This is a genomic window from Pseudarthrobacter sp. J47 (assembly GCF_049810315.1).
Taxonomy (GTDB): Bacteria; Actinomycetota; Actinomycetes; order Actinomycetales; family Micrococcaceae; genus Arthrobacter.
On sequence record NZ_CP187358.1, the window covers coordinates 2,628,330 to 2,651,290 of the forward strand.

Consider the following 22,961-nt stretch of genomic DNA (forward strand, 5'->3'; position numbering starts at 1 on the left):
ACGTTCCTTCCGTGCTGTTGACGATAAGCTCAGCGGTTCACACTGAGCTGGGCCAGCATCTCGGGGCCACGGGCATCCAGCCAGCGGCCACCGATCCTGACACCGGCGGCAAAGAGCGCCAGTCCAAGTATCGGCCCCACAACCAGATTGATCCATCCGAACACGGCATTTCCGGTGACGCTTTGCGTAATGATCAGTCCGATCTCCGGAGCGGCCAACAGGACCAGGAGCAGCATTCCGCCGAACTGCACCAGCATGGTCTGCGCGGTGTTTCCCGGCGGCTTCTTGAAGGGGCTGTCTCCGGGCAGCGGCACGGCCACGTTGTAGCGGGCCGAAACCACCGAGGAAAGCCCCAGCCCGGTCAGGAGTACGCCAATGGACAGGCCAAGAACGCCGGGCAGCCAGGTCCAGTCGCCGCTGATGGCGAAGGGCAGCACCGTGAAGAACAGCACCAGGGGCACGGACAGCACCAGGCAGGCCAGGGCGCGTCCCAATCTGTCAGCCCGGCCGCTCACCCCTGTGGAAAGGTGCAGGGCAAACGCTGTGTTGTCATAGGAGATGTCAGCGGAGATGGACCATGCCATCAGGAACGCGGTGAGTGGCCCCATGACCACCAGGCTGCCTGCATCGCCGTTCTGCGCCGACTGGAAGAACAGCACCACGGCCAGCAGTGGAATCACCACGAGCGAACCGCCGTACCTGGGGTCCCTGAACCAGTACGTCAGGGCGCGGGCAGTTACGGCACCGGCCGGCGTGGACGGAGTCAGCGCGAAGAAGCCCAGCTTCCGCCCGCGCTTGGTGGATCCGCCCGAGTAGGCGGGATTCACCAAGGCCCTGGCCAGCAGGATCTTCCACGCCCAGACCAGCAGGGCGAGGTATGCGCAGGCCAGTACCAGCTTGAGCATTGCGGCGCCGCCATTGCCGGCCGCCAGGTCTCCACCTAACGACCAGGCCGCGCCGAAAGGCGTCCAGGAGACACCCTGCGCCAGGACGGTCAAGAAGCCCGCAGAGTTGCTGATCCCCTGGGCAATACCGGCCATGATGGGCCCCAGGAGCATCAACGGGATAAAGGCGATGACCCCGCTGGCGTCCTTGAATTTCCGGGAGGACGCCAGCCCGGCGGTGGCGCTGGTGGTGACCCTGGCAATAACGATGCAGGTCATCGTTCCCAGCACGGCTCCGGCCAGCGCACCGAGAGCCGGCAGGATTCCCTGGGACCAGGTGGCCACCGTTCCCAGGGACACCAGTGCGGTGGTTGTCCCGGGAATGCCGATCAGGCCCCCAAGGGCAAGTCCGGCCAGCATCCGGGGCATGGGAATGGCGTAGGTGGTAAACCGCGAAGGGTCCAGGGTGAGATCGGCTGCAGAAAGCACCACCGGAAGCAGGGCCCACCCCAGGACTGCTGCGGCACCACCGAGCACGATCACGGTGTGCGCCACGGGAATCCCGGCCTGCGGAAGGAGGAAGAGCCCGATGATCAGCATGGTCACCATGCCCAGGGCGTAGAGGCCGCCGATAATCAGCCCGACCAGCTGCCATGGGCTCCGTCGGAGGCCGTTGCGCAGGAGGGTCAGCTTCAGCCTTAGGAGGTGCGCAACCATTCCAGCCCCTCCGTGGTGTGACGGCCGCCAACCAGCTGCACAAACCGTTCTTCCAGGCTTTCGCCGGCCCGGACCTCGTCAACCGTGCCGGCGGCAAGGAGTCTTCCGCCTGCCACAACTGCCACGCGGTCGCACATCCGCTGCACCAGGTCCATCACGTGGCTGGAGACAATGACCGTTCCGCCTGATGCCACATAGCCGTCAAGGATGGAGCGGATATTCGCGGCAGACACCGGGTCAACGGATTCGAAGGGCTCGTCAAGGACCAGGACGCGCGGCGCATGGATCAGGGCCGAAGCCAAGGCAATCTTCTTGGTCATACCGGCGGAGTAATCAACCACCAGGGTGCCGGCATCCTTCACCAGGTCCATCGCAGCCAGGAGGTCAGCAACCCGGGCCGCCACAGTATCCTTGTCCATCCCGTGCAGCAGCCCGGCATACGTGACCAGCTGTTCGCCGGTGAGCCTGTCGAAAAGCCGCACGCCGTCGGGCAGGATCCCCAGGAGGTTCTTTGCCTCCAGCGGACGGGCCCACACGTCAACGCCATGCACTGCCGCAGTTCCGAGGTCCGGGCGAAGCAGGCCCGTGGCCATGGACAAAGTGGTGGTCTTGCCTGCGCCGTTGGGGCCCACAACACCGAAGAAGGAGCCGGCCGGGACGTCAAGGCTGATGCCGTTGACCGCGATCTTTTCACCGAAGCGCTTGGCCAGTCCGCGGATGGCGAGGGCGGGCACGGCGCCGCCGTCCGGCGGCAGGGTCAGATGGTCCGGTACCGGATATTCAGCAGTCATAAAGCCCAGCCTAGTCCGCTCCATCGTCTGGATGAATCCTCCGGAAGGAGTAGCGCAAAAGGCGTACGGGCGCAGGACAGGCCTAGAAGGCGCCCCGCGGGTAAGCCCGCTGGTACTGGGGCAGCCAGTCCTGCCTGAAACCGAGTTCGACGCCGGCGCGAAGCCACCAGTGCGGGTCCCGCAGTGCCGCGCGGGCCAGGAAGACGGCGTCGGCCTGGCCGCTGACCAGGACGTGCTCAGCCTGTTCGGCCGTGGTGATCATGCCCACGGTTCCGGTGGGAATGCCGGCTTCCTTCCTGATCCGGGCGGCGAACGCGGTCTGGTAGCCCGGCCCCGGCCGTATGCTCTGGTGGGCCACGGCGCCGCCGCTGGAAACGTCGATCAGGTCCACGCCACGTTGGGCCATCCGGGCAGCCAGGCGGACGGACGCGTCAAGGTCCACGCCGCCGTCGGCCCAGTCAGTGGCTGAGATCCGGAGCAGAAGCGGCATGTCGCCGGGGATGGCCTCACGGACGGCGTCCACCACCGCCAGCATCAGCCTGGCACGCCGATCCTCGTCCCCGCCCCAGGCATCCTGGCGCTGGTTGATGAGCGGGCTTTGGAACTGGTGCAGGAGGTAGCCGTGGGCACCATGGATCTCCACGGTGTCGAAGCCGGCTTCCACGGCGCGCACAGCGGCTGCCCTAAAGTCCTCAATAACGGCGAGGATGTCCGCTTCGGTCATCTGCCGTGGCGCCGCATAGCCGTCAAACGCCAGAGGTGAGGGGCCCACGGTCTCCCAGCCGCCGTCGTCAATACCGACGCTTCCGTTCCTGCCGGAGAACGGCCAGTACGTGGACGCCTTGCGGCCGGCATGGGCCAACTGGACGCCGATCCTGGCATTGGTGTTGTTGTGGACGAAATCCGTGATCCGGCGCCAGGCACGCACCTGCTCATGGTTATAGATACCTGCATCCCGCGGGCTGATCCGTCCCTCAGGGTTCACTGCTGCGGCTTCAGTCAGGATCAAGGCTGCGCCGCCCACGGCGAACGATCCCAGGTGGACCAGGTGCCAGTCGGTGGGGACGCCTTCGGCGACATCCGGATCGCAGCTGTACTGGCACATCGGAGAGACCCATCCACGGTGCGCCAACTCCAGGGACCGCAGTGCCAGCGGCGTGAACAGGAGCGGATCAGTCACTAGAAGAGGACCCTGGCCAAAGCCTGGCGGGCGGCCATCACGCGGGGATCGGATACTCCCACAACGTCGAAAAGCTCCAGCAGCCTGACCCTGGCCGCTTCACGCTCGGGCCCGTAGTTGCGGCCGATGAAGCTCACCACCCTGTTGAGTCCGTCTTCAACGTGGCCGCCGGCAATGTCGAGGTCTGCCACCCCCAGCTGTGCATCCAGGTTGTCAGGTTCATCAGCAGCCTTGGAACGCAGGGCTTCGCTGTCTTCGGCAGAGAGCTCCTGCAGCCTGCCCATCAGTTCAACCTGGGCCAGGCCTTCCTTGGCGAGGCTGTCCGCCGGGGCCTCACGCAGGGCCTTGCGGTAAGCGGCTGCCGCGGCTGCATAATCGCCGGCCTCGATGGCATCGTAGGCTTCCTGGTGCAGCGGGGGAAGCGGCGCGGGTTCCCCGTTATCCGGTGCTCCCCCGCCCACGTTTCCGGTGACCCCGTTGGCGGCGGCTACCTTGAGCAACTCCTCAAGGAGGCTCCGGATCTGGGTTTCATCCGCCGCTCCCTGGAACAGCGGAACGGGCTGGCCTTTCAGCACTGCAACAGCGGTGGGTACCGACTGGACCTGGAAGGCCTGTGCCAGCTGCGGGAAGGCATCAATATCCGCGGTTCCGAGCACCAGGCTGCCGGCGTAGCTGTCAATAATGCTGCCAAGGCTGTCCCGCAGGCTGCCGGACTCCGGTGACGCGGCGGACCACAGGATGAAAACAACCGGCACCTGGGCGCTGAGCTCCACCAGGTCCTGGAAATTCTGTTCGGTGACCTGGACGCGCAGCGGCCCCGCGGTGCCGGCAGCAGCAGGATCCGCGCCGGATCCTTCCCCGACTGGCTGAGCGGGTGCCGCGGGCGGCGCGGCCGGGCGCTGCTTCAGGGACGAAAGGTCGACGGCGCCACGAAGGTTAAGCTGGCTGGCGCCGGCGGGCGGGACTGGACGGGAGGCAGGCGAACTCATGCCTTCCACTTTAGCCACTCCATGCCCTGCCGGCGCCACTGGGGCCGTGCAGCACTGCGGTGCTTGGGCCTACTTGAAGGTTGCCCCTACCAGGCCGCGGTTTGCGGCAACAAGCTGCATGGGATCCGTTGATCCCGCCGGGGGCACGTAAACGGCCACGGACTCGGCAAAGTTCAACGCAAAGCCCGTGGTGGTTTCGGTGCCGCCGGCGAGGGCGCCAGCATCCTCGCCGATGGTGAGCTTGTCGCCCGCAGCCTTGGGCGTGCCGTCAAAGCCAAAGGTGAGCCGGCCGAGCACCAGGGCTCCGCCGTCGTCAGTGCGGAACACCGAGGTGCTCCCGGGATCAACCTTGTGCGTGAAGGCGAATGTGCCGTTGGTGCCGGAGGCGACAACCTCGTTCTGGTAGCTCAGCGTGTCCGCGATATACGGCGACGCGGCGCCGTCCAGCAGTTTGTCCTTGAAGGACGACTCCGCGGTAGTCAGGCGGTCCGCCAGGCCGGCGAGGGCTTCCTCGCCGCTGTAGAGCAGGCCTGTCTTGTCTGCCGGCGCCAGGGTCTGGGCGCCGTCGCGGTCCAGTGTGGGCAGCGTAACGCCCGGCTGGAGGAGGGTTGTCTTGGTCAGCTTGTAGTTCTCGCGGGGCGATTCCTGGACCAGCGTCAGCAGCTGCGGGACGGCATTGCCGTCGCCCTGGGTGACTGCGAGGACGGTGCGCGGCCATTCCGGCAGCTCGGTCACGGAACTGGTGAGGAGCTTGGTTGACCGTACAGGCGTCCGGGCCGCGTAGGAGCCTACTGAGGCGCTGATCTTGTAGTTCTGGCTGCGGACCTCCAGCTCCGTGGCCGCGACGCGCGGTTCCAGCTTGCTGGCATCCTTGGCGGCGTCGCCGGCATCAACAGCGCTGGCAACCTGCTCCAGAATCCGGCGGAGCTGTGCTTCAAGGAGTACAGGCGCTGTGGCAGGCTCTTCGGCGGCAGGCGGGGCGGTATCCGTGGGTGCCGGTGTGGCAGCGAGTGCGGGTGCAGCGGAGCCAACCACGACGGCGGCCGTCACGGCGGCGGCGACCATACCCAGGAGCGTTCCCGGCTTGTTTGCGTCAGTAGTGCCCGGCTTGCCGGCGTCGGTGGCAGCGGCGGGAGCGTTGGCAACGAACGGCTCCTTCTTGCTGCCGCCCAGGTCCTTGCCGCCCTTGGCGCCCTTGTCCTTGCCGCCCTTGCCGCGGAAGAACCCCAGCACCAGGAGCGCCAGGCCCGCGAGCAGCACCAGCGAGCCAATGACGATCAACGGAATGGCCCAGGGAGTCGCAGTGTCGTTAGGGAACGTCATGGAGACCTCGGTGGGCGCAGCGGCGGTTCCGTCCTTCGCCAGCAGCAGTGTCCATTCGCCGTCGGCCGGTGCCGTCCAGGTGTAGTCAAGCTGTCCGTTGGCATTTTCGCTGGATACCCAGAGATCGGATCCGGCGGGCGAAGGAGAAGTGGCATCACCCTCGGTGTGCTCCACCTGCAGCGACTTCTGGTCCTCGGAGACTCCGTTGACAGTGTTGTGGCTTGTCCCGCCGACCCAGGCGTCCACGTCTCCCGGACGTCCGACGGCAAGGAGGAACTCGCCGTCGCCCTTCACATTGATCTTGACCGTTCCGCCATGGAGCGTACGGAGCTTCTGGTCAATGACGGTGAGCGGCGCGGCAGCCTGTTCGCCAGAAACGGAAGCAGTGAAGGTCTCCGAAGGAGCCCAGATGGTCTTTTGGCCGATACCGGCCAAAAGAGTCAGGAGGCCGAGCAGCACGAGTGCGACTGCAGTCTTGAAACGCAAGGAATCACCTATCATCAGCGGGGGTTTACCTTCAATGGTAACGGTTTTATTACTAATCCCTGAGTTGGGGTTTCAAAGCCGGGCCGTGGGAAAGCTGTTCCAAGCGCCGCATCCGGGCGTTCACAAGGCTGCTGATAGTGTTTGCGATGATCATCACAACCGGTCCGCAGCAGCGGTCCCACGCACGGTAAGGGCACCAAAAACCAGTGACTGAACACCAGGAATCGCCCGCAGCGGAGCCGCAAGCCGACTCCTCTTCGGACTACCCTGCCGGGGCTGCGGACAGCCCCACGGCCAGCCGGCCTGAACAGCCGGTTCCTGTAGTTCCTTCTGCCCCCCGACGCCCCTTTCCGCCCGCAGCCTTTGGCAATCTGGTACACCGGCTCCGGCAGCCGCTTCCCGGTGCGCAACCCCGCCGCCGTTTTGAGATGCCGCCGGACCAGCTTTCAGCCGGCGAGGCCGGCAGCGATGATCCCCATCAGGATCCGGAGAACGCCGCCGCATATCCGGCTGCCCGCAGTCCTTTCCAGCACCCGCTGTATTTCGGCTTTATGGGTACTGTCGGAGTTGGCTGCGCGCTCCTGTTCTTCTGGATCGGCAGCAACATCACCCAGCTGCTGCTGTGGATTGTCACAGCGCTGTTCATAGCCCTTGGCCTGGACCCTGTGGTCCGCTGGCTCGAAGGCCGGCGGATCCCCCGGCCGGCAGGCATCCTGGTATCCGTCGGTGTCCTGGCCGCGGCAGTCGCCGGTTTTATCGCCATCCTGATCCCCACCATTGTGGACCAGGTCACGGAAGTCGTGGAACAGGCTCCCATCTGGATCCGGGACTTTATCAATTCCGAATTCTTCCGCAGCGCCGATGACCAGTTCGGCATCCGCGACCGCATCAATGAGGAACTGGAAAAATTCGTCAATAATCCAGAGGCCATGAGCGGCATCTTCGGCGGTGTGGTGGGCTTCGGCTCCACCGTGGCGAACGGCCTCTTCGGAACCCTTATTGTGCTCGTCCTGAGCCTTTATTTCCTGGCGGCGCTGCCTTCCATGAAGCGGTGGGGATACCGGCTGGCACCGCGGTCCCGCCGCCCCCGGGTGGAAGTGCTCTCCGAGCAGATCACCAGCTCCGTAGGCAACTACGTCATCGGCCAGGTGTGCGTTGCCTTACTGAATGCCACCTTTGCCTTCATTGTGATGTCCATCCTGGACATCCCGTTCGCTGTGCTGCTGGCATTCGTGGTGGCACTGCTGGCCTTCATCCCCCTCGTCGGAGGCATGATCGCGGCAATCGTGGTCATCCTGATTTCGCTGACCGTCGGCTGGCAGACCACCGCCATCTACGCCATCTGCTACTTCGCGTACCTGCAATTCGAGGCCTATTTCATCTCGCCCCGCATCATGCAGAAGGCCGTGGCTGTTCCCGGCGCCGTCGCTGTTATCTCTGTCATCGCAGGTGGTTCATTGCTCGGCATCCTCGGTGCCCTGATCGCCATTCCCACGGCGGCAGCCGTCCTGCTGCTGGTAAAGGAAGTTTTCATCGTCCGGCAGGACAGCCACTAAGGGCTCCGGCCGCGGTTGCCGTCCTGGCTTGCCGTTTCAGGCGGTGGCGGCAGCCACGGGTCCATCCCATTCCTGGGGCAGTCCGGCCGTTCCGGCACCTGCATCCGTGACGTCGTCGACGATTTCATTCAGGACACGTGAGGCATACTTTTCGCCCACCCACAGGTGCTTGGCGCCGTCCACACCCACCATGCGGGCCTGCGGCACCCTGCTGAAGCGGGCTTTTGCTTCTTCGGGCCGCAGGTAGTCATCATGCTCGGGCACCAGCACGGTCAGTGGCTTGCCTGAAGCACCCCAGGCGGCAAGGTCCTCCTCGCCGGCCCGATGCAGCGGCGGCGACAGCAGCACTGCACCTTCAATCTGTGAGGCGACCGGTTCAACCGCGCCGTACATGAGTGCCAGCTCCGTGCCGAAGCTCCAGCCCACCAGCCAGCGGTTCGGCAGGTTCCGGTCAACGGCAAACTGAACTGCGGCCTCGACGTCGTACCGCTCCCCCTTGCCGTCCTGGAATTCGCCCTCGCTGGTGCCGCGCGGAGAGGAAGTACCACGGGTGTTGAACCGCAGCACTGCCACTCCGGCCAGCGCGGGCAGGCGGTAGGAGGCTTTGCGGTACACGTGGGAGTCCATAAATCCGCCGTGCGTAGGCAACGGGTGGAGCGTAATCAGCGTTGCTGTGACAGGACCGCTCTCGGGCAGGGCCAGCTCCCCCACCAGCGTGAGCCCGTCCTCCGTGCGAAGTTCGATGTTTTCCCGCCGGGCGGGCAGGACAGAAGCGGCCCGGATCGGGGCGGGGCCTGAAGGCTGCTGGAAAACGTACGACGACGGGTCAAAAGTCATGCCCACCAGCTTAGCCGGGTGCCGCCCGGCAGGATGCGCCGGGGGTTCAGCGGTAACGGTACGTGCGGCCCTGCCAGCAGTTGGAATGCCAGTGCCTGCGCTCTGCCAGGCCCACTGCGCCGCCAAAGAGGTGATCATCCTTCCACACCACCAGGTGGGCGGTTCCGGGAGCCACCTCCCGGGAGCAGCCGGGGCAGATGTAGGTTTTCTCGGCGTTCCGCGCGGTCATGGTCCTGACGATCCAATCGCCGTCGGGAGCACTTTCCCGCCGCGCAATTCCGGACCTGGCACGCTCAAGATCGATCTCTGGCACCGGCGGCTCCCTGCGCACGCCAGGGCGGCGGGGACGGTTCGAACGTGGCATTCCTCTACCGTACAACCCGGTAGTCTTGTCCGCGTGCGTCTAGTCATTGCCCGCTGCTCAGTTGATTACGTCGGCCGCCTCAAGGCCCACCTCCCGCTTGCCACCCGGCTGCTGGTGGTCAAAGCCGACGGTTCCGTCCTGGTCCATTCCGACGGCGGGTCCTATAAGCCGTTGAACTGGATGAGTCCGCCTGCCACCCTGCGCGTGGCCGGTCCGCAGGACGTGGAGCTGGAAACGGGCGTGGTGGAGCAGTGGACAGTACAATCCACCAAGACCGACGACCGCCTGATCATCAACATCCATGAACAGCTGCATGATTCCTCACACGACCTCGGCGTTGACCCGGGCCTCATCAAGGACGGTGTGGAGGCGGACCTGCAGCGCCTGCTGGCGGAGCAGATCGAAACCCTGGGCACCGGGTTCTCCCTGATCAGGCGCGAATACTTCACTGCGATCGGACCCGTGGACATCCTGGCCCGTGATGCGGACGGCTCCACCGTTGCCATCGAACTGAAACGCCGGGGTGACATTGACGGCGTCGAACAGCTCACGCGGTACCTGGAACTGCTGAACAGGGACCCGCTGCTGGCACCGGTCCGCGGCATTTTTGCTGCCCAGCAGATCAAACCCCAGGCGAAGGTACTGGCCACGGACCGTGGCATCGACTGCATCACGCTGGACTATGACGCCATGCGCGGCGTGGACGACATAGAGTCCCGTCTCTTCTGAAGTCTGCTCCCATGGGCCCTAGAATCAGTCCATGACCTCTATTCCGCCGCCCTTTGCCGTGCCCGCTGCCTCCCGCTTTGTCCTTGCGGGCACCATCGTCACTGACGGGCAAACCGTTCCAGATGCCCTGCTGGCCGTGGAGAATGGCCGGATCGCCTACGCCGGGCCGCGGGCGGAGTTCGCTGCGGACGGCAGCGGATTTGCCGACGTCGAAACCACAGTCCTGCCCAACGGCAGCCACATACTTCCCGGCCTGGTCGACATCCACTGCCATGGCGGCAACGGCGGCGACTTCCCCGGCGGTGAGGAAACGTCCGCCCGCAAAGCCATCGACTTCCTGCACCGCAGCGGCACCACCACGCTGCTGGCCAGCATGGTCACAGCCTCCCGTGAAGAGCTGCTTCGTGGAGTGGAACTCTTCAGTAGGCTCACAGACGAAGGCCTCCTTGCAGGCATCCACCTGGAGGGACCGTTCCTCTCCCATGCCCGCTGCGGCGCCCAGAACCCCGCCTACCTCCTGGACCCGGACCTGGACCTGGTGGCTGAACTCCTCGAAGCCGCCAACGGCCACCTGGCCACCATGACCTACGCCCCGGAACTGCCGGGCGCCGCCGAACTCGTTGACCTGCTGACGTCGCACCGAGTCATCCCCTCCCTCGGGCACACGGACTCCGACGACGCCACGTCGGCTGAGTCGCTGGCCGCCGCACGCACCCGGCTCGCCGCAGCAGGTTCTGACGGCACCAGCCAGGTTCCCACCGTCACGCACCTTTTTAACGGCATGCCGCCCCTGCACCACCGCTCGCCCGGTCCCGTTGCTGCCTGCCTCCGGCTGGCGGCCGCCGGGCAGGCTGTGGTGGAGCTCATCGCGGACGGCACGCATCTGGCACCGGAGACCGTGAATACCGTTTTCGGGCTGGTGGGACCGGCCAACATCGCCCTCGTGACAGATTCCATGGCGGCGGCCGGGCTTTCCGACGGCAACTACATGCTGGGGCCGTCACCGGTAACGGTCACCAATGGTGTTGCCACGCTCGACGCCACCGGCTCGATCGCCGGAGGTACCGCCACGCTCCTGGATGTGGTCCGCCGGACGGTCCAGGCCGGGGTTCCGCTGGCCGATGCCGTCCTTTCCGCCACGGCCGTACCTGCCGGCGTCCTGGGACGTTCCGATGAAGTGGGCGGACTCAGGCGAGGACTGCGGGCAGATGCCGTGGTGGTCCACGGGGATCTGCAGCTTGCCGGTGTCCTGAGGCAGGGCGAATGGCTCCCGGAATTCGCCCGATAGCCGGTTGACCACGGGGTTCACCTGTTTTTTACGTGAAATTTATCCCTGTGGATCCTAAAAACCGTTGACCAGACGGAGCTGCCGTGGAATTCTTAGAGCAGTCTTTGTGTAGGTGTTTTTCATGCTCGCAAGACATGTTGCGAGCGCGAAGCTCCTGCAACGCCGGAACCTTTTTGGGGACAGCACGTCAGGATTCTTCTCGCGGAGTAACCAGGACAGCACGCAGTGTGCTGGACTGAAATGAGTTCCACAATGAGGAGAAATAAATGGCACTGGGAACCGTCAAGTGGTTCAACGCTGAAAAGGGTTTCGGCTTCATCACCCCGGACGACTCCGATGGAGACGTCTTCGTTCACTACTCCGAAATCCAGACGGGTGGCTTCAAGACCCTCGACGAGAACCAGCGGGTTCAGTTCGAAATCGGTCAGGGCGCCAAGGGCCCGCAGGCTACCGGCGTAACACTCGTCTAGTCTCGGCGGTTTCCGGCACTTTGCCGGCGGCCACCACCAAATGATCCTCGGTATTTATACCGGGGATCATTTCTTTGTGCGTTGGCCCACTACGCTCCTCACCAGGCGTGCTCCCTGGCGCAGGGAAAGTCCAGGGAGGTACGCCCGGGTCAGGGCCCGGCCAATGGCCGGCAGGTGCAGCGCATCCTGGTAGTAGAGGTAGAGGCCGCGATACTCCGGCTTGAAGCGGGACTTGAATGCGGCCAGGGACCGGAAACCGTACAGGGGTTCCAGCGCATGCCCCACCACGTCAAGGATGGCCGCAAGATTCTCCACCGGAGAGGCTGGTCCCTGCGTATCGGGATGCCTGGCCAGCGGCGAACCAGACAGCGAAATGGTGTCCACCGTGTTCCGCAGCTCCAGCACCGCCGTTGCGATCAGGAACTCCATTACCCCTGGAAAACCGTCATCACCACGCCGCATGACGTCCAGGGTCCGGCTGACCAGCCTCCCGCCGTCGTAAACCGGCAGCCAACTGGTAACACCGTGGACTGTTCCGTCAGGGCCGACCGCCAGGCAGCACAGGACCTCGTCATCGTCCAGCTGGTCTATCCCGCCCAGGGTAAAGCCCATTTCAGGGACCGATTTGGCCGAAGCCCAGGCCTCAGACACCTCGCTCAGTTTCGAGCGGAGGGCACCCGGCAGTTCCCGGTAGGTCCCCCAGACCGCCCTCACCCCAAGCTTCGCTGCCCGGTTCAGCGCGGTCCTGACGTTTTGCCATTCCTTGCCCTTGAACTCAATCTCCCGGACCGCCAGCCGGGTCTCCTGGGCAACGGCGACCCGTTGGAAGCCGCGGTCCCGCAGATAGGGCCAGAGCGTTCCGTCGCAGGAGTACAGTGCGGGAATCAGGGCCTGCGCGGTGCAGTGGGCCAGGAATTCCCGGACAACCGGCTCGGCGCCGGCAGATCCGAACGGGCCGCCCAGGGTCAGCGCCACGTTACCGTGCTGCTGGTAGGCGATGCCGCCTTGGCCGTCACTGCTGAACCAGTAGGTGTTCGGTTCCCACAGTGCCATCCAGGACAGCGGGCCGCCGCCTTGGCGAAGGAGCGCCCGGACGGCCGTTTTGTCGTCGGTCCGTGCATCCACCCTGGGGCGCTTCAGGAAGACGGTCCATACCGCGGCCAGGGCAACAGTCCAGAAGACCGGGCCGGAAAAGGCGAAAATGGCTTCCTCCAGGCTGTCCCGTCCGGTGAAGATCCGGTGATATTGGGCAGGAATGGGGACTGGAACAAACTGGCGGGCCAGCTCTGCCGCAAGCCCCAGCAACCCGCCATCACGGGACATCCCTCCTGCAGCAAGCCACGCAGCACTGTAAAGGGCAGCCAGCGCCACGAACGTCCCGCCAACAACTGCGGCGAGCTTCCTGCGTGACAATGGCGCACTTTCCACCCGGAAGTGCCGCCTGTTGAACCACAGCACCGCAGCCAGCAGCAAAGGGACGGCCGCCAGCGGCAGGAAATGCGCAATAACGTTATCAAGGAGGGCCGCGGGAAACCGTTCGACGTTGCGTGGCATCAGGGCAAAGAGCACCACGTACGTTCCCGCAAGCGCAGTCACGCCAAGCTGGATCACGATGGCGATCTGCAGCGCGAGGCGTCGGCCCCGCCGCATGCCGTCGGCGCAGATCAGCAGCAGGACAACCGGCACTATAGCCAGGGCCAGCCCCGCCGGACCGGCAATGCCCTGGTGCCCGGGGTTAAGGCAGGACGCCTGGATCGCCTGCCCGCAGTCAGCTTCCAGTTGGTTCAGTGTGGGCAACGGATTCACAACGACGTCCCGCAGGAACGCCAACGGGCCTACGGGCGACCGGGCCACTCCGGACAGAATCGGGCCAACGGCAAATACCGCCACGATGAGTGCCAGCAGGTGCCGGACCTCGCGTTCCGTGGACCGCTGGTGATGGGCTGCTTCGGATTCTGTGCGGTTCCATCGTGAAAAGCCCAGTCCCAGCAGCGCACCGATGAGGCCCACAACTGCTTCGGCATGGCCCACGTAAAGGACCAGCATGATGGACGCGGACAGCACAGTCGCCCGTAGGCGGCGCTTCCACAGGACCGGAAGCCTGCCGCTGGCAGCAAGGCACACCGCCAGCACCGCGGCGTAGGGCCCGATCAGGATGTCGTCGGCCATCCCGCCGATCCAGCCGTCGCCTGCCTGGTGGGCCACCTGGCTCAGCAGGAGGAACAGGGTGACAGCACCAAACTGGCCCGCGAAAAACAAGGCTGCCACCTGGAGGGAACCCAGACTCCGTTCGGCGAGGCCCACCAACAGCAGGATCATCCCGGACGCCGCTGCATACGCGAGCGGGTTCGTGGCAAAAAACAGGGCTGTAAAGAGTGACCACCAGTTTCCTGAGCGCAGGCCCGGCCCGCTGACGCCTGCGTGCTCCATCAATGGCTCCGGTGGCCCTGCCAGGAAGCTGCCGGTAAAGGCCCCGGCCAACAGGAAGACTGCCAGGACACTGAGCGTAAAGGGAACTCCGCGCAGTAGAAGGATGATCCGTTGTGTCACTAGCCCAGGCCCCAGCGGGCGGCCAGGAAGGCCATGGCGTCCGCGAAGCGCTTCGATGAGGTATCCCAGGAGTGCCCGGCATCCTCCACAATATGGGCTTGTACGCTGAACCCGGAATTTTCCGCGGCAGCAGCCAGCGTCCGGAGGTAGCCGGCGAACTCGGGATCCTCAGCTCCTGCGGTCAGGTACATTCCGCTGCCTTCAAAACGGTTGGCTGCCATGATGGCCAGGGGCGTCTGGCGCTCAAACGCCGCCGGATCCCCGGGGAAGGACGCGTCGATCGTCTTGTGCCGCTCCTTGGCGATGGCAGGCTCCGCCTCACTGGAGAAAGCCAGCACCGCCTTGTAAAGGTCCGGGTGGCGGGTACCGAGCTGCACGGCGCACGTGGCACCGAATGAGAATCCACCCGCGGCCCATTGCCGGTGATCAGGGTCCACGGCCAAGGTGGAAGTAATCCAGCGGGGCACGTCCTGGGACAAGTATGTGTCGGCCTTGGCGATCCGGCTGTCCATGCACATGGTGTTCCCGGACTGGGACCCGTTGGGGTCAGCCACAACCACAACGGGAGCCAGGCCACCGTGAGCGGCGGCAAAGGAATCCATGTGGCTCTGCAGCGAACCGCCAGTCAGCCAGTCAGCAGGACCGCCTGGTTGTCCGGCGATCAACAACAGGACCGGAAGTGCCGGCCTGTTGGGGGCGAAGTAGGCGGGCGGAAGGTAGATGTAGGCGTCGCGGTTGTTCATGCCCGACGCCGTCCCCGGAATGGATGCCGTCCGCAGTTCGCCCTGGCCGGGAATGGCTCCTGCCGGGTGCCACCCGGCAAGGGGGACCAGAGGCGGAGCGTCCGCCTGCCGGGTAAGGCCCGGTTCAAGCCGGCTGACGCCGGCAGTCGAGGTGCCGAACAGGTCGCTGAGCGTGCGGTTCAAGCCAAAGTACGAGTTAACCTGCACCATCGATAACAGGAGTACCAGGGCGAACGCCGTTCCTCCTGCCGCACGCCGCCGCCACGTCTCCCGGCCAACGCGCATGAGCAACAGGATGGCCGTGGCCACGGCAATTCCCACCCAGAACAGCACCGGAGACGGAACGTCGTCGGGAAGAAGGGATAAAACGTCCACGACTGCCCAGTGGGCAATGGCCACCACTGCCAGGGCCGCGGCACCTGCCGCCAGCGGACGGATCAGCCGACGGAGCGGAGGGTCCTTGGGCCTGCCCCACAGCAGGTAAAGTGCACCGGCAGATCCCAGCAGCCATGCAGCCCAGTACACCGGGCCTTCGGTGAGCCGGAGATCGGCAAACAACTCCACAGCGGGATTCTAGCGCCAGGTGCCGACGCCGATTACTGGCCCGGCCTCAAGCCATGACGACAACCCCGTGTAGGCGTCAAACTTCATGGCAAGTTGGACATCGCGGCCTTCGTAGCGAAGATCAACGATCACCACGCCGGGCTGGACCTTAACAAGTTCGGACTCGGTGGGCGCACGCCGGCCCAACAGCTCCAGGGAACTGCGTTTGAAGGCGTAGCGGGGCCTCATGTTCAAGGACATGAGCTTGAACCATTCCAGCTCTTTGTCCTGGTAACGACAAACCCCCATCTGCCAGCGGTTTCCCGTCAGGCAAATGGAGGCGTCCACCGTGCCCAGGGCGCGCCGCAACGTTACGCGGCGCACCCCGGAAAGGCACAGTGCAATAATCAGCAGTCCCAGTGCGACTGCCATGGCGATGAACGGAAGACTCGATGCGTCCATCAAGGTGGTACTAGCGGATCCCTGCAGTAGCCGCTTCACCCAGCTGGGCGTTGTCGGCAACAATAACCACCCGGTTGTTGTCCACGGAGAAGAAACCACCGTCAACAGCTACGCTCAGGCGATCACCGGAAACCGGCTCAATAGCCAGTTCACCTTCGGCCAGGATCGCCAGCAGTGGCGAGTGGCCGGGCAGGATCCCAATTTCACCATCGCTGGTACGGGCCTTCACCATCTTGGCCGCTCCGGACCACACGAAGTGGTCCGCCGCGACAATCTCAACCTCAAGCTCAGCCATATTACTTGGTCTGTTCCTGGATCTTGGCCCACTGGCGCTCAACGTCATCGAGGCCGCCGACGTTGAAGAACGCCTGCTCTGCCACGTGGTCGAGGTCGCCGTCGCAGATGGCCGTGAAGCCTTCAACGGTGTCCTTGATGGACACGGTGGAACCTTCAACGCCGGTGAACTGCTTCGCGGTGTAGGTGTTCTGGGAGAGGAACTGCTGGATACGGCGTGCACGCGACACGACGATCTTGTCCTCTTCAGAGAGTTCATCCACGCCGAGGATGGCGATGATGTCCTGGAGTTCCTTGTTCTTCTGCAGGATCTGCTTCACGCGCACAGCGGTGTTGTAGTGGTCCTTGCCGATGTACTGGGGATCCAGGATGCGGGAGGTCGACGTCAGCGGGTCAACGGCCGGGTACAGACCACGGGAGGCGATTTCACGGGAAAGTTCCGTGGTCGCGTCGAGGTGTGCGAAGGTCGTGGCCGGAGCCGGGTCGGTGTAGTCATCTGCGGGAACGTAGATGGCCTGCATCGAGGTGATGGAGTGGCCCTTGGTGGACGTGATGCGCTCCTGGAGGAGGCCCATCTCATCTGCCAGGTTGGGCTGGTAGCCCACGGCCGAAGGCATGCGGCCAAGGAGGGTGGAAACCTCGGAGCCTGCCTGGGTGAACCGGAAGATGTTGTCGATGAAGAGCAGCACGTCCTGGTTCTGGACATCGCGGAAGTACTCCGCCATGGTCAGTGCGGACAGTGCCACGCGCAGACGCGTTCCCGGCGGCTCGTCCATCTGGCCGAAGACAAGGGCGGTGTCCTTCAGGACGCCGGCCTCTTCCATTTCAACCCAGAGGTCGTTACCTTCACGGGTACGCTCGCCAACACCGGCGAACACGGAAGTACCACCGAAGTTGCGGGCAACACGGGTGATCATTTCCTGGATCAGAACGGTCTTGCCCACGCCGGCGCCGCCGAAGAGGCCGATCTTTCCACCCTTGATGTACGGGGTGAGAAGGTCGATGACCTTGATGCCGGTTTCCAGCATCTCGGTGGAACCCTCGAGCGAGGCGAAGGCCGGAGCCTTGCGGTGGATGGGCCAGCGTTCGCTGATGTCCAGTTCCGACTCGGCAACGTCCAGGGGCTGGCCCAGGACGTTGAAGATGTGGCCCTTGACGCCGTCACCGACGGGCACGGAGATGGGGGCACCGGAGTCGACGACGGACGTGCCGCGGACGAGTCCGTCGGTAGCCTGCAGCGAGATGGCGCGGACGAGGTTGTCACCCAGGTGCTGGGAGGTCTCGAACGTGATGGTCTTGGTCTCACCGTTGAGAGTAATCTCGGTGGTGAGGGCGTTGTAGATCGACGGGATTGCGTCAGCCGGGAATTCGACGTCGACAACCGGGCCGATAACACGGGCGATACGGCCGGTGGCACCGGACGTGGCGGCTACGTGTTCGGTAGCAGTGGCAGTCATCTCTCTCACTTCACTCAGTAGATGGCGTGGGTTAAGTTTTGTCTTTTAGTGCAGGACTAGCTGTATCCGAAGGTGCGGGCTACGACGCGAGGGCGTCTGCGCCTGCCACGATTTCGGAAAGCTCCTGCGTAATTTCAGCCTGGCGGGCCGTGTTGCGCAGACGCGTGTACTTCTTGATGAGGTCCGTGGCGTTGTCGCCGGCGGACTTCATGGCCCGCTGGCGGGCGGCGAGCTCGGAAGCTGCTGCCTGCAGCATGGCTGCGAAGAGTCGGGACTCGATGTACCGCGGCAGCAGCGCATCAAGGACCTGCTCGGATTCCGGCTCGAACTCGTACAGGGGAAGCAGCTCGGATTCCGAAACGGCTTCTTCCTCTACAACCTCAAGGGGCAGCAGGCGGATGACTGTCGGTTCCTGCGTCACCATGGACTTGAAGCGGGTGTAAACGACGTGGATCTCGTCCACTCCCCCGTCCTCGTAGTCCTTGGCGAACTCGGCCAGCAGTACTTCTCCGATTTCACGGGCAGTGGCGAACTCCGGTGCATCCGTACCGCCGGTCCAGACCTGCTCGGACGGACGGTTGCGGAAATCGAAGTACGCCTGCGCCTTACGGCCGACGAGGTAGGTCTTAACTTCCTTGCCTTCGGCGTGGAGCAGCTCATTGAGACCTTCCGCCTGCTTGAGCACACTTGCCGAGTAGGAACCAGCCAGGCCACGGTCCGAGGTAATTACCAGGACTGCGGCACGGCGGATCTGCTCCGGCTCAGTGGTCAGCGGGTGGTCGATTTCGCTTTGGCTTGCGACAGCAGAAACGGCACGCGTGATCGCGTTCGCGTAAGGCAGTGAAGCTGCTACGCGCGCACGGGCCTTGCCGATGCGCGAGGTAGCGATCAGTTCCATCGCCTTGAAGATCTTGCGCATCGACGTCGTCGAGCTGATCTTCTGGCGGTAGACCCGGATCTGGGCTCCCATACTTATCCTTTCCTAAGATTCCGTAAACCGGATGTGCCGGACCTGCGCGGTCCGGCACATCCGTTCAGCGGAACTAGCGCTTCTGCTTGACGATCTTTTCCTGGTCGACCTCGGCGTCGGAGATAGCACTGTGCTCCTCGTGGCCGGCTCCTACCAGGTGGTTGTCACCCTCGCCGAAGAAGCCCTTTTTGAAGTCCACGATGGCGGTCTTCAGCGCTTCTGCGGTGTCGTCGTCCATCACGTTGGTCTGGGCCAGCGTGGTGAGGATCGAGGACTTGTGGGTCAGGTGCTCCAGGAACTCGTTCTCGAAGCGGCTGACATCTTCAACCGGAACGTCGTCGAGGTAGCCGTTGGTGCCGGCCCAGATGGAGACAACCTGGTTCTCAACCGGGAACGGCGAGTACTGGCCCTGCTTGAGCAGTTCCATCAGGCGGGCACCACGGGTCAGCTGCTGGCGGGAAGCTGCATCCAGGTCCGAGGCAAACATGGCGAAAGCCTGCATGTCGCGGTACTGGGCCAGTTCCAGCTTCAACGTACCGGAGACCTTCTTCATGGACTTCACCTGGGCGGCACCGCCAACGCGGGACACCGAGACACCCACGTCAACAGCGGGACGCTGGTTGGCGTTGAAGAGGTCCGACTGGAGGAAGATCTGACCGTCGGTGATGGAGATGACGTTGGTCGGGATGTAGGCGGAAACGTCATTCGCCTTGGTCTCGATCAGCGGCAGGCCCGTCATGGAACCGGCGCCCAGCTCGTCGGAGAGCTTGGCACAACGCTCCAGGAGGCGGGAGTGCAGGTAGAAGACGTCACCCGGGTAGGCTTCGCGTCCCGGCGGGCGGCGGAGCAGCAGCGATACTGCACGGTAGGCCTCAGCCTGCTTCGACAGGTCATCAAACACGATGAGGACGTGCTTGCCGCCGTACATCCAGTGCTGGCCGATGGCCGAACCGGCGTACGGTGCGAGGTACTTGAAGCCTGCGGGGTCTGACGCGGGGGAAGCCACAATGGTGGTGTATTCCAGTGCGCCGTTGTCCTCGAGGGTCTGGCGGACAGCGGCGATGGTGGACGCCTTCTGGCCGATAGCCACGTAGATGCAGCGGACCTGCTTGGTGACATCGCCGGAAGCCCAGTTGGCCTTCTGGTTGATGATGGTGTCGATCGCGATCGCGGACTTGCCGGTCTGGCGGTCGCCAATGATCAGCTGACGCTGGCCACGGCCGATCGGGATCATTGCGTCGATGGCCTTCAGGCCGGTCTGCATCGGCTCGTGGACCGACTTACGCTGGGTAACACCGGGGGCCTGGAGTTCCAGGGCACGGGTGGTTTCAGCCTTGATCTCGCCGAGGTCATCGATGGGCACGCCCAGCGGGTCAACAACGCGGCCGAGGAAGGCATCGCCCACGGGCACGGACAGAACCTGCCCGGTGCGGTGGACTTCCTGGCCTTCTTCGATGCCGGTGAAGTCACCGAGTACGATGACGCCGATTTCGCGGACGTCGAGGTTCTGGGCCAGGCCCAGGGTGCCGTCCTCGAAGCGAAGCAGCTCGTTCGCCATGACCGAGGGAAGGCCCTCAACACGGGCGATGCCGTCACTTGCGGTGGTTACGCGGCCAACCTCTACGCGCTCTGCGTTTCCGGGTTCGTAGGACGCCGCGAACTCGTTCAGCGCATTACGGACGTCGTCGGCGTTGATGGTCAATTCGGCCATCTGCAGTCCCTGCTCTCCTGTTTTGTGATCACCGTTGCTCACGATGACCGGGGTTTCTATCAGTTAAGTTGTGCTTGTCCGGCCGGCTAAGCCAGCTGGCGGTTCAGTTCACCCAGGCGGGCAACTACTGAAGCGTCAAGTACTTCGTCGCCCACCTGGACCCGGATGCCGCCGATGAGGGCAGGATCAACTGTGACGTTGATCTTCAGCTCCCGGCGGTACAGGGCGTTGAGCGCCGACTGGAGGCGGTCCAGCTGCGTAGCCGTCAAGGGACGGGTGACGCTCACCGTGGCGATCCACCGCTGCTGCCGTTTGGCAGCGAGCTGTGCAAAACGCTCGACGAGGCGGCCCGGCTTCAAACCACGCGGGTTGGACACGGCCTGTGCAATGAGGACTTTCGCTTCCTCGGAAGCGCCCGGCACAAGCTTCTGCGCCAGGGCGGTCTTGGCAGCTGCACTGGCCTGCGGCTCAGACAGAGCACGTTGTGCCTCATGGCTGGAGGCCACGGTCCGGTTGAAGGAGAACAGATCATTCTCCAGCTCTTCCAGTCCGGAGATCCCGGAGGCAGAAACGGCCGACTTGTTTTCAGCAACGGCGATGACCACCGTTGCCCCAAGCGTCTCGAGTGCATCGCCAATATCGCGTGCCGATGCCCAGCGCAAGCTGGCCAGTCCGGCTGCGATATCCGCAGCATCGGCGGAAACTTTTCCACCAACGAGCTGCCTGACAAGCGCAGACTTTTCCTCACCGCTGCGGGACGGGTCAGTCAGGGCACGGCGCAGGCCGGCCGAGCTGTCCAGCGTTCCCAGGATTCCGAAGAGTTCCGTAGCCAACTGCAGCGACGCACCCGGAAGCCTTGCTTCCAGTTCCGTCAGCGCTGTGGTCAGCGATTCGCTCGATACACCTGCCATTACTTAGCTGCACCTGCGTTCTGGCTCTCCAGATCTGCCAGGAAGCGGTCAACAACACGTGCTGCACGCTCATCATCGGTGAGTGCTTCGCCAACGATGCGTCCTGCCAGTGTGGTGGCGAGGGTGCCCACCTCCGAGCGCAGCGACACAACGGCAGCCTGGCGCTCGGCTTCGATCTGTGCGTATGCCTGGGCGGTGATGCGGGCCGACTCGGCGCCGGCCTTTTCCTTCAGATCTGCCAGGATCTGAGCACCCTCGGCACGCGCTTCCTCACGGATGCGGTTGGCTTCGGTGCGGGCGTCCGTCAGCTGCTGCTTGTACTCTTCGAGTGCAGCAGATGCCTCAGCCTGGGCCTTTTCAGCTTTGGCAATGCCGCCTTCAATGGCTTCGGCACGCTCTGCGAACGTCTTCTCGAACATCGGGACAACAAACTTGACCACGATGAACATGAGCACGGCAAAGCTGATAAGGACAACGCCCATTTCCCAGACGTTGGGCACGAGGGGACTGACTTCGCCCTCAGTGGCGGCTGAGATGATCAGCTGATTCATATTTCACCCGTCCTTTTCTACTCGGTTCTGGATGTTCGCTTGGTTCTGAAGTCAGACTAGAGAACGAAGGCGAAGACCAGGCCGAGGATGGCGAGGGCTTCAGTCAGCGCGAGGCCGAGGAATGCGATCGGCTGCAGGACGCGCTGGGCTTCCGGCTGGCGTGCCACACCGTTGATGTAAGCGGCGAACACGAGACCAACACCGATACCACCGCCGATTGCGGACAGACCGTAACCTACGAGGTTGAGATTGCCTTCCATTTTTCTTCCTTTCAAGATGCCAACTCTGTGGCAGGTTGTTTGGGTTGCTTCATCCCCGCTGTGGGGGAAGTTTAAGGGTGCCTAGTGGCTGTCGGCGTGGAGTGCGCCTTCAATGTAAATAGCCGTCAGCAGGGTAAAGACGTAAGCCTGGAGGACCATGATCAGCGCTTCAAGCATGTACATGGCGATCGCGCCGGCCAGAACCAGCACGGACGTGCCCTGCAGCAGGATGTTCTCCTGCATGACCAGGTACTGGATGCCGGAGCCGGCGATCATCACGATCAGGTGGCCTGCCAGCATGGTCGCAAACAAACGGAGGCTGTGCGTGACCGGGCGGACCAGGAAGTTGGAGATGATTTCGATCGGGATGATCAGCGGCAGGATGTAAACCGGAACACCGGAGGGAACGGTGGCCAGCTTGAAGTAGCGCAGACCGTTCTTCTTGATGCCGATGGCAATCCAGGTGATGTAGACGATGCCGGCCAGAACGTAGGCGCCGCCAACATGGGAGAAGCTGGGAAGCTGGATCAACGGGATTGCACCGTAGATGTTGTTCACCAGGATGAAGAAGAAGAGGCTGAACAGCAGGGGGACGTACTTCATGAAGTCCCTGCCGCCGATGATGTCCTTGGCGATGCCGTTGCGGACGAAGCCATAGGCCATTTCGCCTGCGAACTGCAGCTTGCCGGGAACCATCTGCTGCTTACGTGCAGCGAGCACGAAGAACGTGGCAATAATGACGACCGAAAGGATCACCAACAGCATCTGCTTCGAGAAGCCGTCTGCCGCACCCCACGGCAGGATTGCCGGCAAATGCATTTCGTTAATACCAGGAGGAGTGAACTCTCCTGATTCTTGGGCCGGGAGCGCAAGCGCGATCAACGCGTTTCCTCTC

Annotated in this window: 22 protein-coding genes; 4 read left to right on the forward strand and 18 right to left on the reverse strand. The window is 63.8% G+C overall.

Annotation, left to right across the window (positions count from 1 at the left end):
- Nucleotides 1-29: 29 nt before the first annotated feature.
- From ACPJW8_RS12025 to ACPJW8_RS12045, 5 genes are all read right to left on the reverse strand, one after another.
- Nucleotides 30-1,601, reverse strand: a complete 1,572-nt coding sequence (locus ACPJW8_RS12025) for a transporter (RefSeq protein ID WP_330187759.1) — start codon at nucleotides 1,599-1,601, stop codon at nucleotides 30-32.
- On the reverse strand, nucleotides 1,583-2,392 hold the full coding sequence (locus ACPJW8_RS12030; RefSeq protein WP_330187758.1) for an ABC transporter ATP-binding protein: 810 nt from the start codon (nucleotides 2,390-2,392) through the stop codon (nucleotides 1,583-1,585). Before ACPJW8_RS12030 ends, ACPJW8_RS12025 begins: the two co-directional genes overlap by 19 nt.
- Nucleotides 2,393-2,474: 82 nt before the next feature.
- A complete protein-coding gene (locus tag ACPJW8_RS12035; RefSeq protein ID WP_330187757.1) occupies nucleotides 2,475-3,572 on the reverse strand; it encodes an NADH:flavin oxidoreductase/NADH oxidase in 1,098 nt (365 codons plus the stop codon).
- Nucleotides 3,572-4,561, reverse strand: coding sequence for a tetratricopeptide repeat protein (locus ACPJW8_RS12040; RefSeq protein WP_330187756.1), 990 nt, complete (start codon nucleotides 4,559-4,561; stop codon nucleotides 3,572-3,574). Before ACPJW8_RS12040 ends, ACPJW8_RS12035 begins: the two co-directional genes overlap by 1 nt.
- Nucleotides 4,562-4,630: 69 nt before the next feature.
- Nucleotides 4,631-6,385, reverse strand: a complete 1,755-nt coding sequence (locus ACPJW8_RS12045; protein WP_330187755.1) for a hypothetical protein — start codon at nucleotides 6,383-6,385, stop codon at nucleotides 4,631-4,633.
- A 191-nt stretch (nucleotides 6,386-6,576) separates the two neighbouring features.
- On the opposite strand from ACPJW8_RS12045, the gene ACPJW8_RS12050 reads away from it, so the two are divergent.
- Complete coding sequence (locus ACPJW8_RS12050; RefSeq protein WP_330187754.1) at nucleotides 6,577-7,926, forward strand: AI-2E family transporter; 1,350 nt, start codon at nucleotides 6,577-6,579, stop codon at nucleotides 7,924-7,926.
- Nucleotides 7,927-7,962: 36 nt separating this feature from the next.
- Here the strand turns inward: ACPJW8_RS12050 and ACPJW8_RS12055 are convergent, their stop codons facing one another.
- Nucleotides 7,963-8,763 (reverse strand): alpha/beta hydrolase, encoded by an 801-nt coding sequence (locus ACPJW8_RS12055; protein WP_330187753.1) that lies wholly within the window; start codon nucleotides 8,761-8,763, stop codon nucleotides 7,963-7,965.
- A gap of 46 nt (nucleotides 8,764-8,809) precedes the next feature.
- Complete coding sequence (locus ACPJW8_RS12060; protein WP_330187752.1) at nucleotides 8,810-9,127, reverse strand: ATP/GTP-binding protein; 318 nt, start codon at nucleotides 9,125-9,127, stop codon at nucleotides 8,810-8,812.
- A gap of 33 nt (nucleotides 9,128-9,160) precedes the next feature.
- Between ACPJW8_RS12060 and nucS the strand changes: the two genes are divergently transcribed.
- The 3 genes from nucS to ACPJW8_RS12075 all read left to right on the forward strand — a co-directional run bounded on the left by nucS (nucleotide 9,161) and on the right by ACPJW8_RS12075 (nucleotide 11,614).
- Nucleotides 9,161-9,856: an endonuclease NucS gene (gene nucS / locus ACPJW8_RS12065; protein ID WP_330187751.1), complete on the forward strand. Its 696-nt coding sequence runs from the start codon at nucleotides 9,161-9,163 to the stop codon at nucleotides 9,854-9,856.
- 31 nt (nucleotides 9,857-9,887) lie between these two features.
- Entirely contained in the window at nucleotides 9,888-11,144 is a 1,257-nt protein-coding gene (locus ACPJW8_RS12070) for an N-acetylglucosamine-6-phosphate deacetylase (RefSeq protein WP_330187750.1), read from the forward strand.
- Nucleotides 11,145-11,410: 266 nt separating this feature from the next.
- Complete coding sequence (locus ACPJW8_RS12075; RefSeq protein WP_330187749.1) at nucleotides 11,411-11,614, forward strand: cold-shock protein; 204 nt, start codon at nucleotides 11,411-11,413, stop codon at nucleotides 11,612-11,614.
- Between the two features lie 66 nt (nucleotides 11,615-11,680).
- Here ACPJW8_RS12075 and ACPJW8_RS12080 read toward each other — a convergent pair whose 3' ends face one another.
- The 11 genes from ACPJW8_RS12080 to atpB all read right to left on the reverse strand — a co-directional run bounded on the left by ACPJW8_RS12080 (nucleotide 11,681) and on the right by atpB (nucleotide 22,948).
- On the reverse strand, nucleotides 11,681-14,164 hold the full coding sequence (locus ACPJW8_RS12080; RefSeq protein ID WP_330187748.1) for a bifunctional lysylphosphatidylglycerol flippase/synthetase MprF: 2,484 nt from the start codon (nucleotides 14,162-14,164) through the stop codon (nucleotides 11,681-11,683).
- Nucleotides 14,164-15,471 (reverse strand): alpha/beta hydrolase, encoded by a 1,308-nt coding sequence (locus tag ACPJW8_RS12085; RefSeq protein ID WP_330187747.1) that lies wholly within the window; start codon nucleotides 15,469-15,471, stop codon nucleotides 14,164-14,166. The genes ACPJW8_RS12080 and ACPJW8_RS12085 overlap by 1 nt, the downstream gene beginning before the upstream one ends.
- Before the next feature lie 9 nt (nucleotides 15,472-15,480).
- Nucleotides 15,481-15,912 (reverse strand): DUF2550 domain-containing protein, encoded by a 432-nt coding sequence (locus tag ACPJW8_RS12090; RefSeq protein ID WP_330187746.1) that lies wholly within the window; start codon nucleotides 15,910-15,912, stop codon nucleotides 15,481-15,483.
- A gap of 10 nt (nucleotides 15,913-15,922) precedes the next feature.
- Nucleotides 15,923-16,207 (reverse strand): F0F1 ATP synthase subunit epsilon, encoded by a 285-nt coding sequence (locus tag ACPJW8_RS12095; protein ID WP_330187745.1) that lies wholly within the window; start codon nucleotides 16,205-16,207, stop codon nucleotides 15,923-15,925.
- A gap of 1 nt (nucleotide 16,208) precedes the next feature.
- Entirely contained in the window at nucleotides 16,209-17,663 is a 1,455-nt protein-coding gene (gene atpD, locus ACPJW8_RS12100) for a F0F1 ATP synthase subunit beta (protein ID WP_330187744.1), read from the reverse strand.
- Between the two features lie 79 nt (nucleotides 17,664-17,742).
- A complete protein-coding gene (locus ACPJW8_RS12105) occupies nucleotides 17,743-18,633 on the reverse strand; it encodes a F0F1 ATP synthase subunit gamma (RefSeq protein ID WP_330187743.1) in 891 nt (296 codons plus the stop codon).
- Between the two features lie 73 nt (nucleotides 18,634-18,706).
- Entirely contained in the window at nucleotides 18,707-20,344 is a 1,638-nt protein-coding gene (gene atpA / locus ACPJW8_RS12110) for a F0F1 ATP synthase subunit alpha (RefSeq protein WP_330187855.1), read from the reverse strand.
- 86 nt (nucleotides 20,345-20,430) lie between these two features.
- Nucleotides 20,431-21,255 carry a F0F1 ATP synthase subunit delta gene (locus tag ACPJW8_RS12115; protein ID WP_330187742.1) on the reverse strand — a complete coding sequence of 275 codons (825 nt, stop codon included), beginning with the start codon at nucleotides 21,253-21,255 and terminating at the stop codon, nucleotides 20,431-20,433.
- Nucleotides 21,255-21,806: a F0F1 ATP synthase subunit B gene (locus ACPJW8_RS12120; RefSeq protein ID WP_330187741.1), complete on the reverse strand. Its 552-nt coding sequence runs from the start codon at nucleotides 21,804-21,806 to the stop codon at nucleotides 21,255-21,257. Before ACPJW8_RS12120 ends, ACPJW8_RS12115 begins: the two co-directional genes overlap by 1 nt.
- A 56-nt stretch (nucleotides 21,807-21,862) precedes the next feature.
- Nucleotides 21,863-22,066, reverse strand: coding sequence for an ATP synthase F0 subunit C (atpE, locus tag ACPJW8_RS12125; protein WP_009356484.1), 204 nt, complete (start codon nucleotides 22,064-22,066; stop codon nucleotides 21,863-21,865).
- A gap of 81 nt (nucleotides 22,067-22,147) precedes the next feature.
- A complete protein-coding gene (gene atpB, locus ACPJW8_RS12130; RefSeq protein WP_330187740.1) occupies nucleotides 22,148-22,948 on the reverse strand; it encodes a F0F1 ATP synthase subunit A in 801 nt (266 codons plus the stop codon).
- Between the last annotated feature and the right edge of the window lie 13 nt (nucleotides 22,949-22,961).

What these genes read in the sequence shown, in the direction of transcription:
- ACPJW8_RS12025 (WP_330187759.1), bottom strand. Translation starts at nt 1,601, where the DNA reads ATGGTTGCGCACCTCCTAAGGCTGAAGCTGACCCTCCTGCGCAACGGC.
- ACPJW8_RS12030 (WP_330187758.1), bottom strand. Translation starts at nt 2,392, where the DNA reads ATGACTGCTGAATATCCGGTACCGGACCATCTGACCCTGCCGCCGGAC.
- ACPJW8_RS12040 (WP_330187756.1), bottom strand. Translation starts at nt 4,561, where the DNA reads ATGAGTTCGCCTGCCTCCCGTCCAGTCCCGCCCGCCGGCGCCAGCCAG.
- ACPJW8_RS12045 (WP_330187755.1), bottom strand. Translation starts at nt 6,385, where the DNA reads ATGATAGGTGATTCCTTGCGTTTCAAGACTGCAGTCGCACTCGTGCTG.
- ACPJW8_RS12055 (WP_330187753.1), bottom strand. Translation starts at nt 8,763, where the DNA reads ATGACTTTTGACCCGTCGTCGTACGTTTTCCAGCAGCCTTCAGGCCCC.
- ACPJW8_RS12060 (WP_330187752.1), bottom strand. Translation starts at nt 9,127, where the DNA reads ATGCCACGTTCGAACCGTCCCCGCCGCCCTGGCGTGCGCAGGGAGCCG.
- ACPJW8_RS12070 (WP_330187750.1), top strand. Translation starts at nt 9,888, where the DNA reads ATGACCTCTATTCCGCCGCCCTTTGCCGTGCCCGCTGCCTCCCGCTTT.
- ACPJW8_RS12075 (WP_330187749.1), top strand. Translation starts at nt 11,411, where the DNA reads ATGGCACTGGGAACCGTCAAGTGGTTCAACGCTGAAAAGGGTTTCGGC.
- ACPJW8_RS12090 (WP_330187746.1), bottom strand. Translation starts at nt 15,912, where the DNA reads ATGGACGCATCGAGTCTTCCGTTCATCGCCATGGCAGTCGCACTGGGA.
- ACPJW8_RS12095 (WP_330187745.1), bottom strand. Translation starts at nt 16,207, where the DNA reads ATGGCTGAGCTTGAGGTTGAGATTGTCGCGGCGGACCACTTCGTGTGG.
- atpD (WP_330187744.1), bottom strand. Translation starts at nt 17,663, where the DNA reads ATGACTGCCACTGCTACCGAACACGTAGCCGCCACGTCCGGTGCCACC.
- ACPJW8_RS12105 (WP_330187743.1), bottom strand. Translation starts at nt 18,633, where the DNA reads ATGGGAGCCCAGATCCGGGTCTACCGCCAGAAGATCAGCTCGACGACG.
- atpA (WP_330187855.1), bottom strand. Translation starts at nt 20,344, where the DNA reads ATGGCCGAATTGACCATCAACGCCGACGACGTCCGTAATGCGCTGAAC.
- ACPJW8_RS12115 (WP_330187742.1), bottom strand. Translation starts at nt 21,255, where the DNA reads ATGGCAGGTGTATCGAGCGAATCGCTGACCACAGCGCTGACGGAACTG.
- ACPJW8_RS12120 (WP_330187741.1), bottom strand. Translation starts at nt 21,806, where the DNA reads ATGAATCAGCTGATCATCTCAGCCGCCACTGAGGGCGAAGTCAGTCCC.
- atpE (WP_009356484.1), bottom strand. Translation starts at nt 22,066, where the DNA reads ATGGAAGGCAATCTCAACCTCGTAGGTTACGGTCTGTCCGCAATCGGC.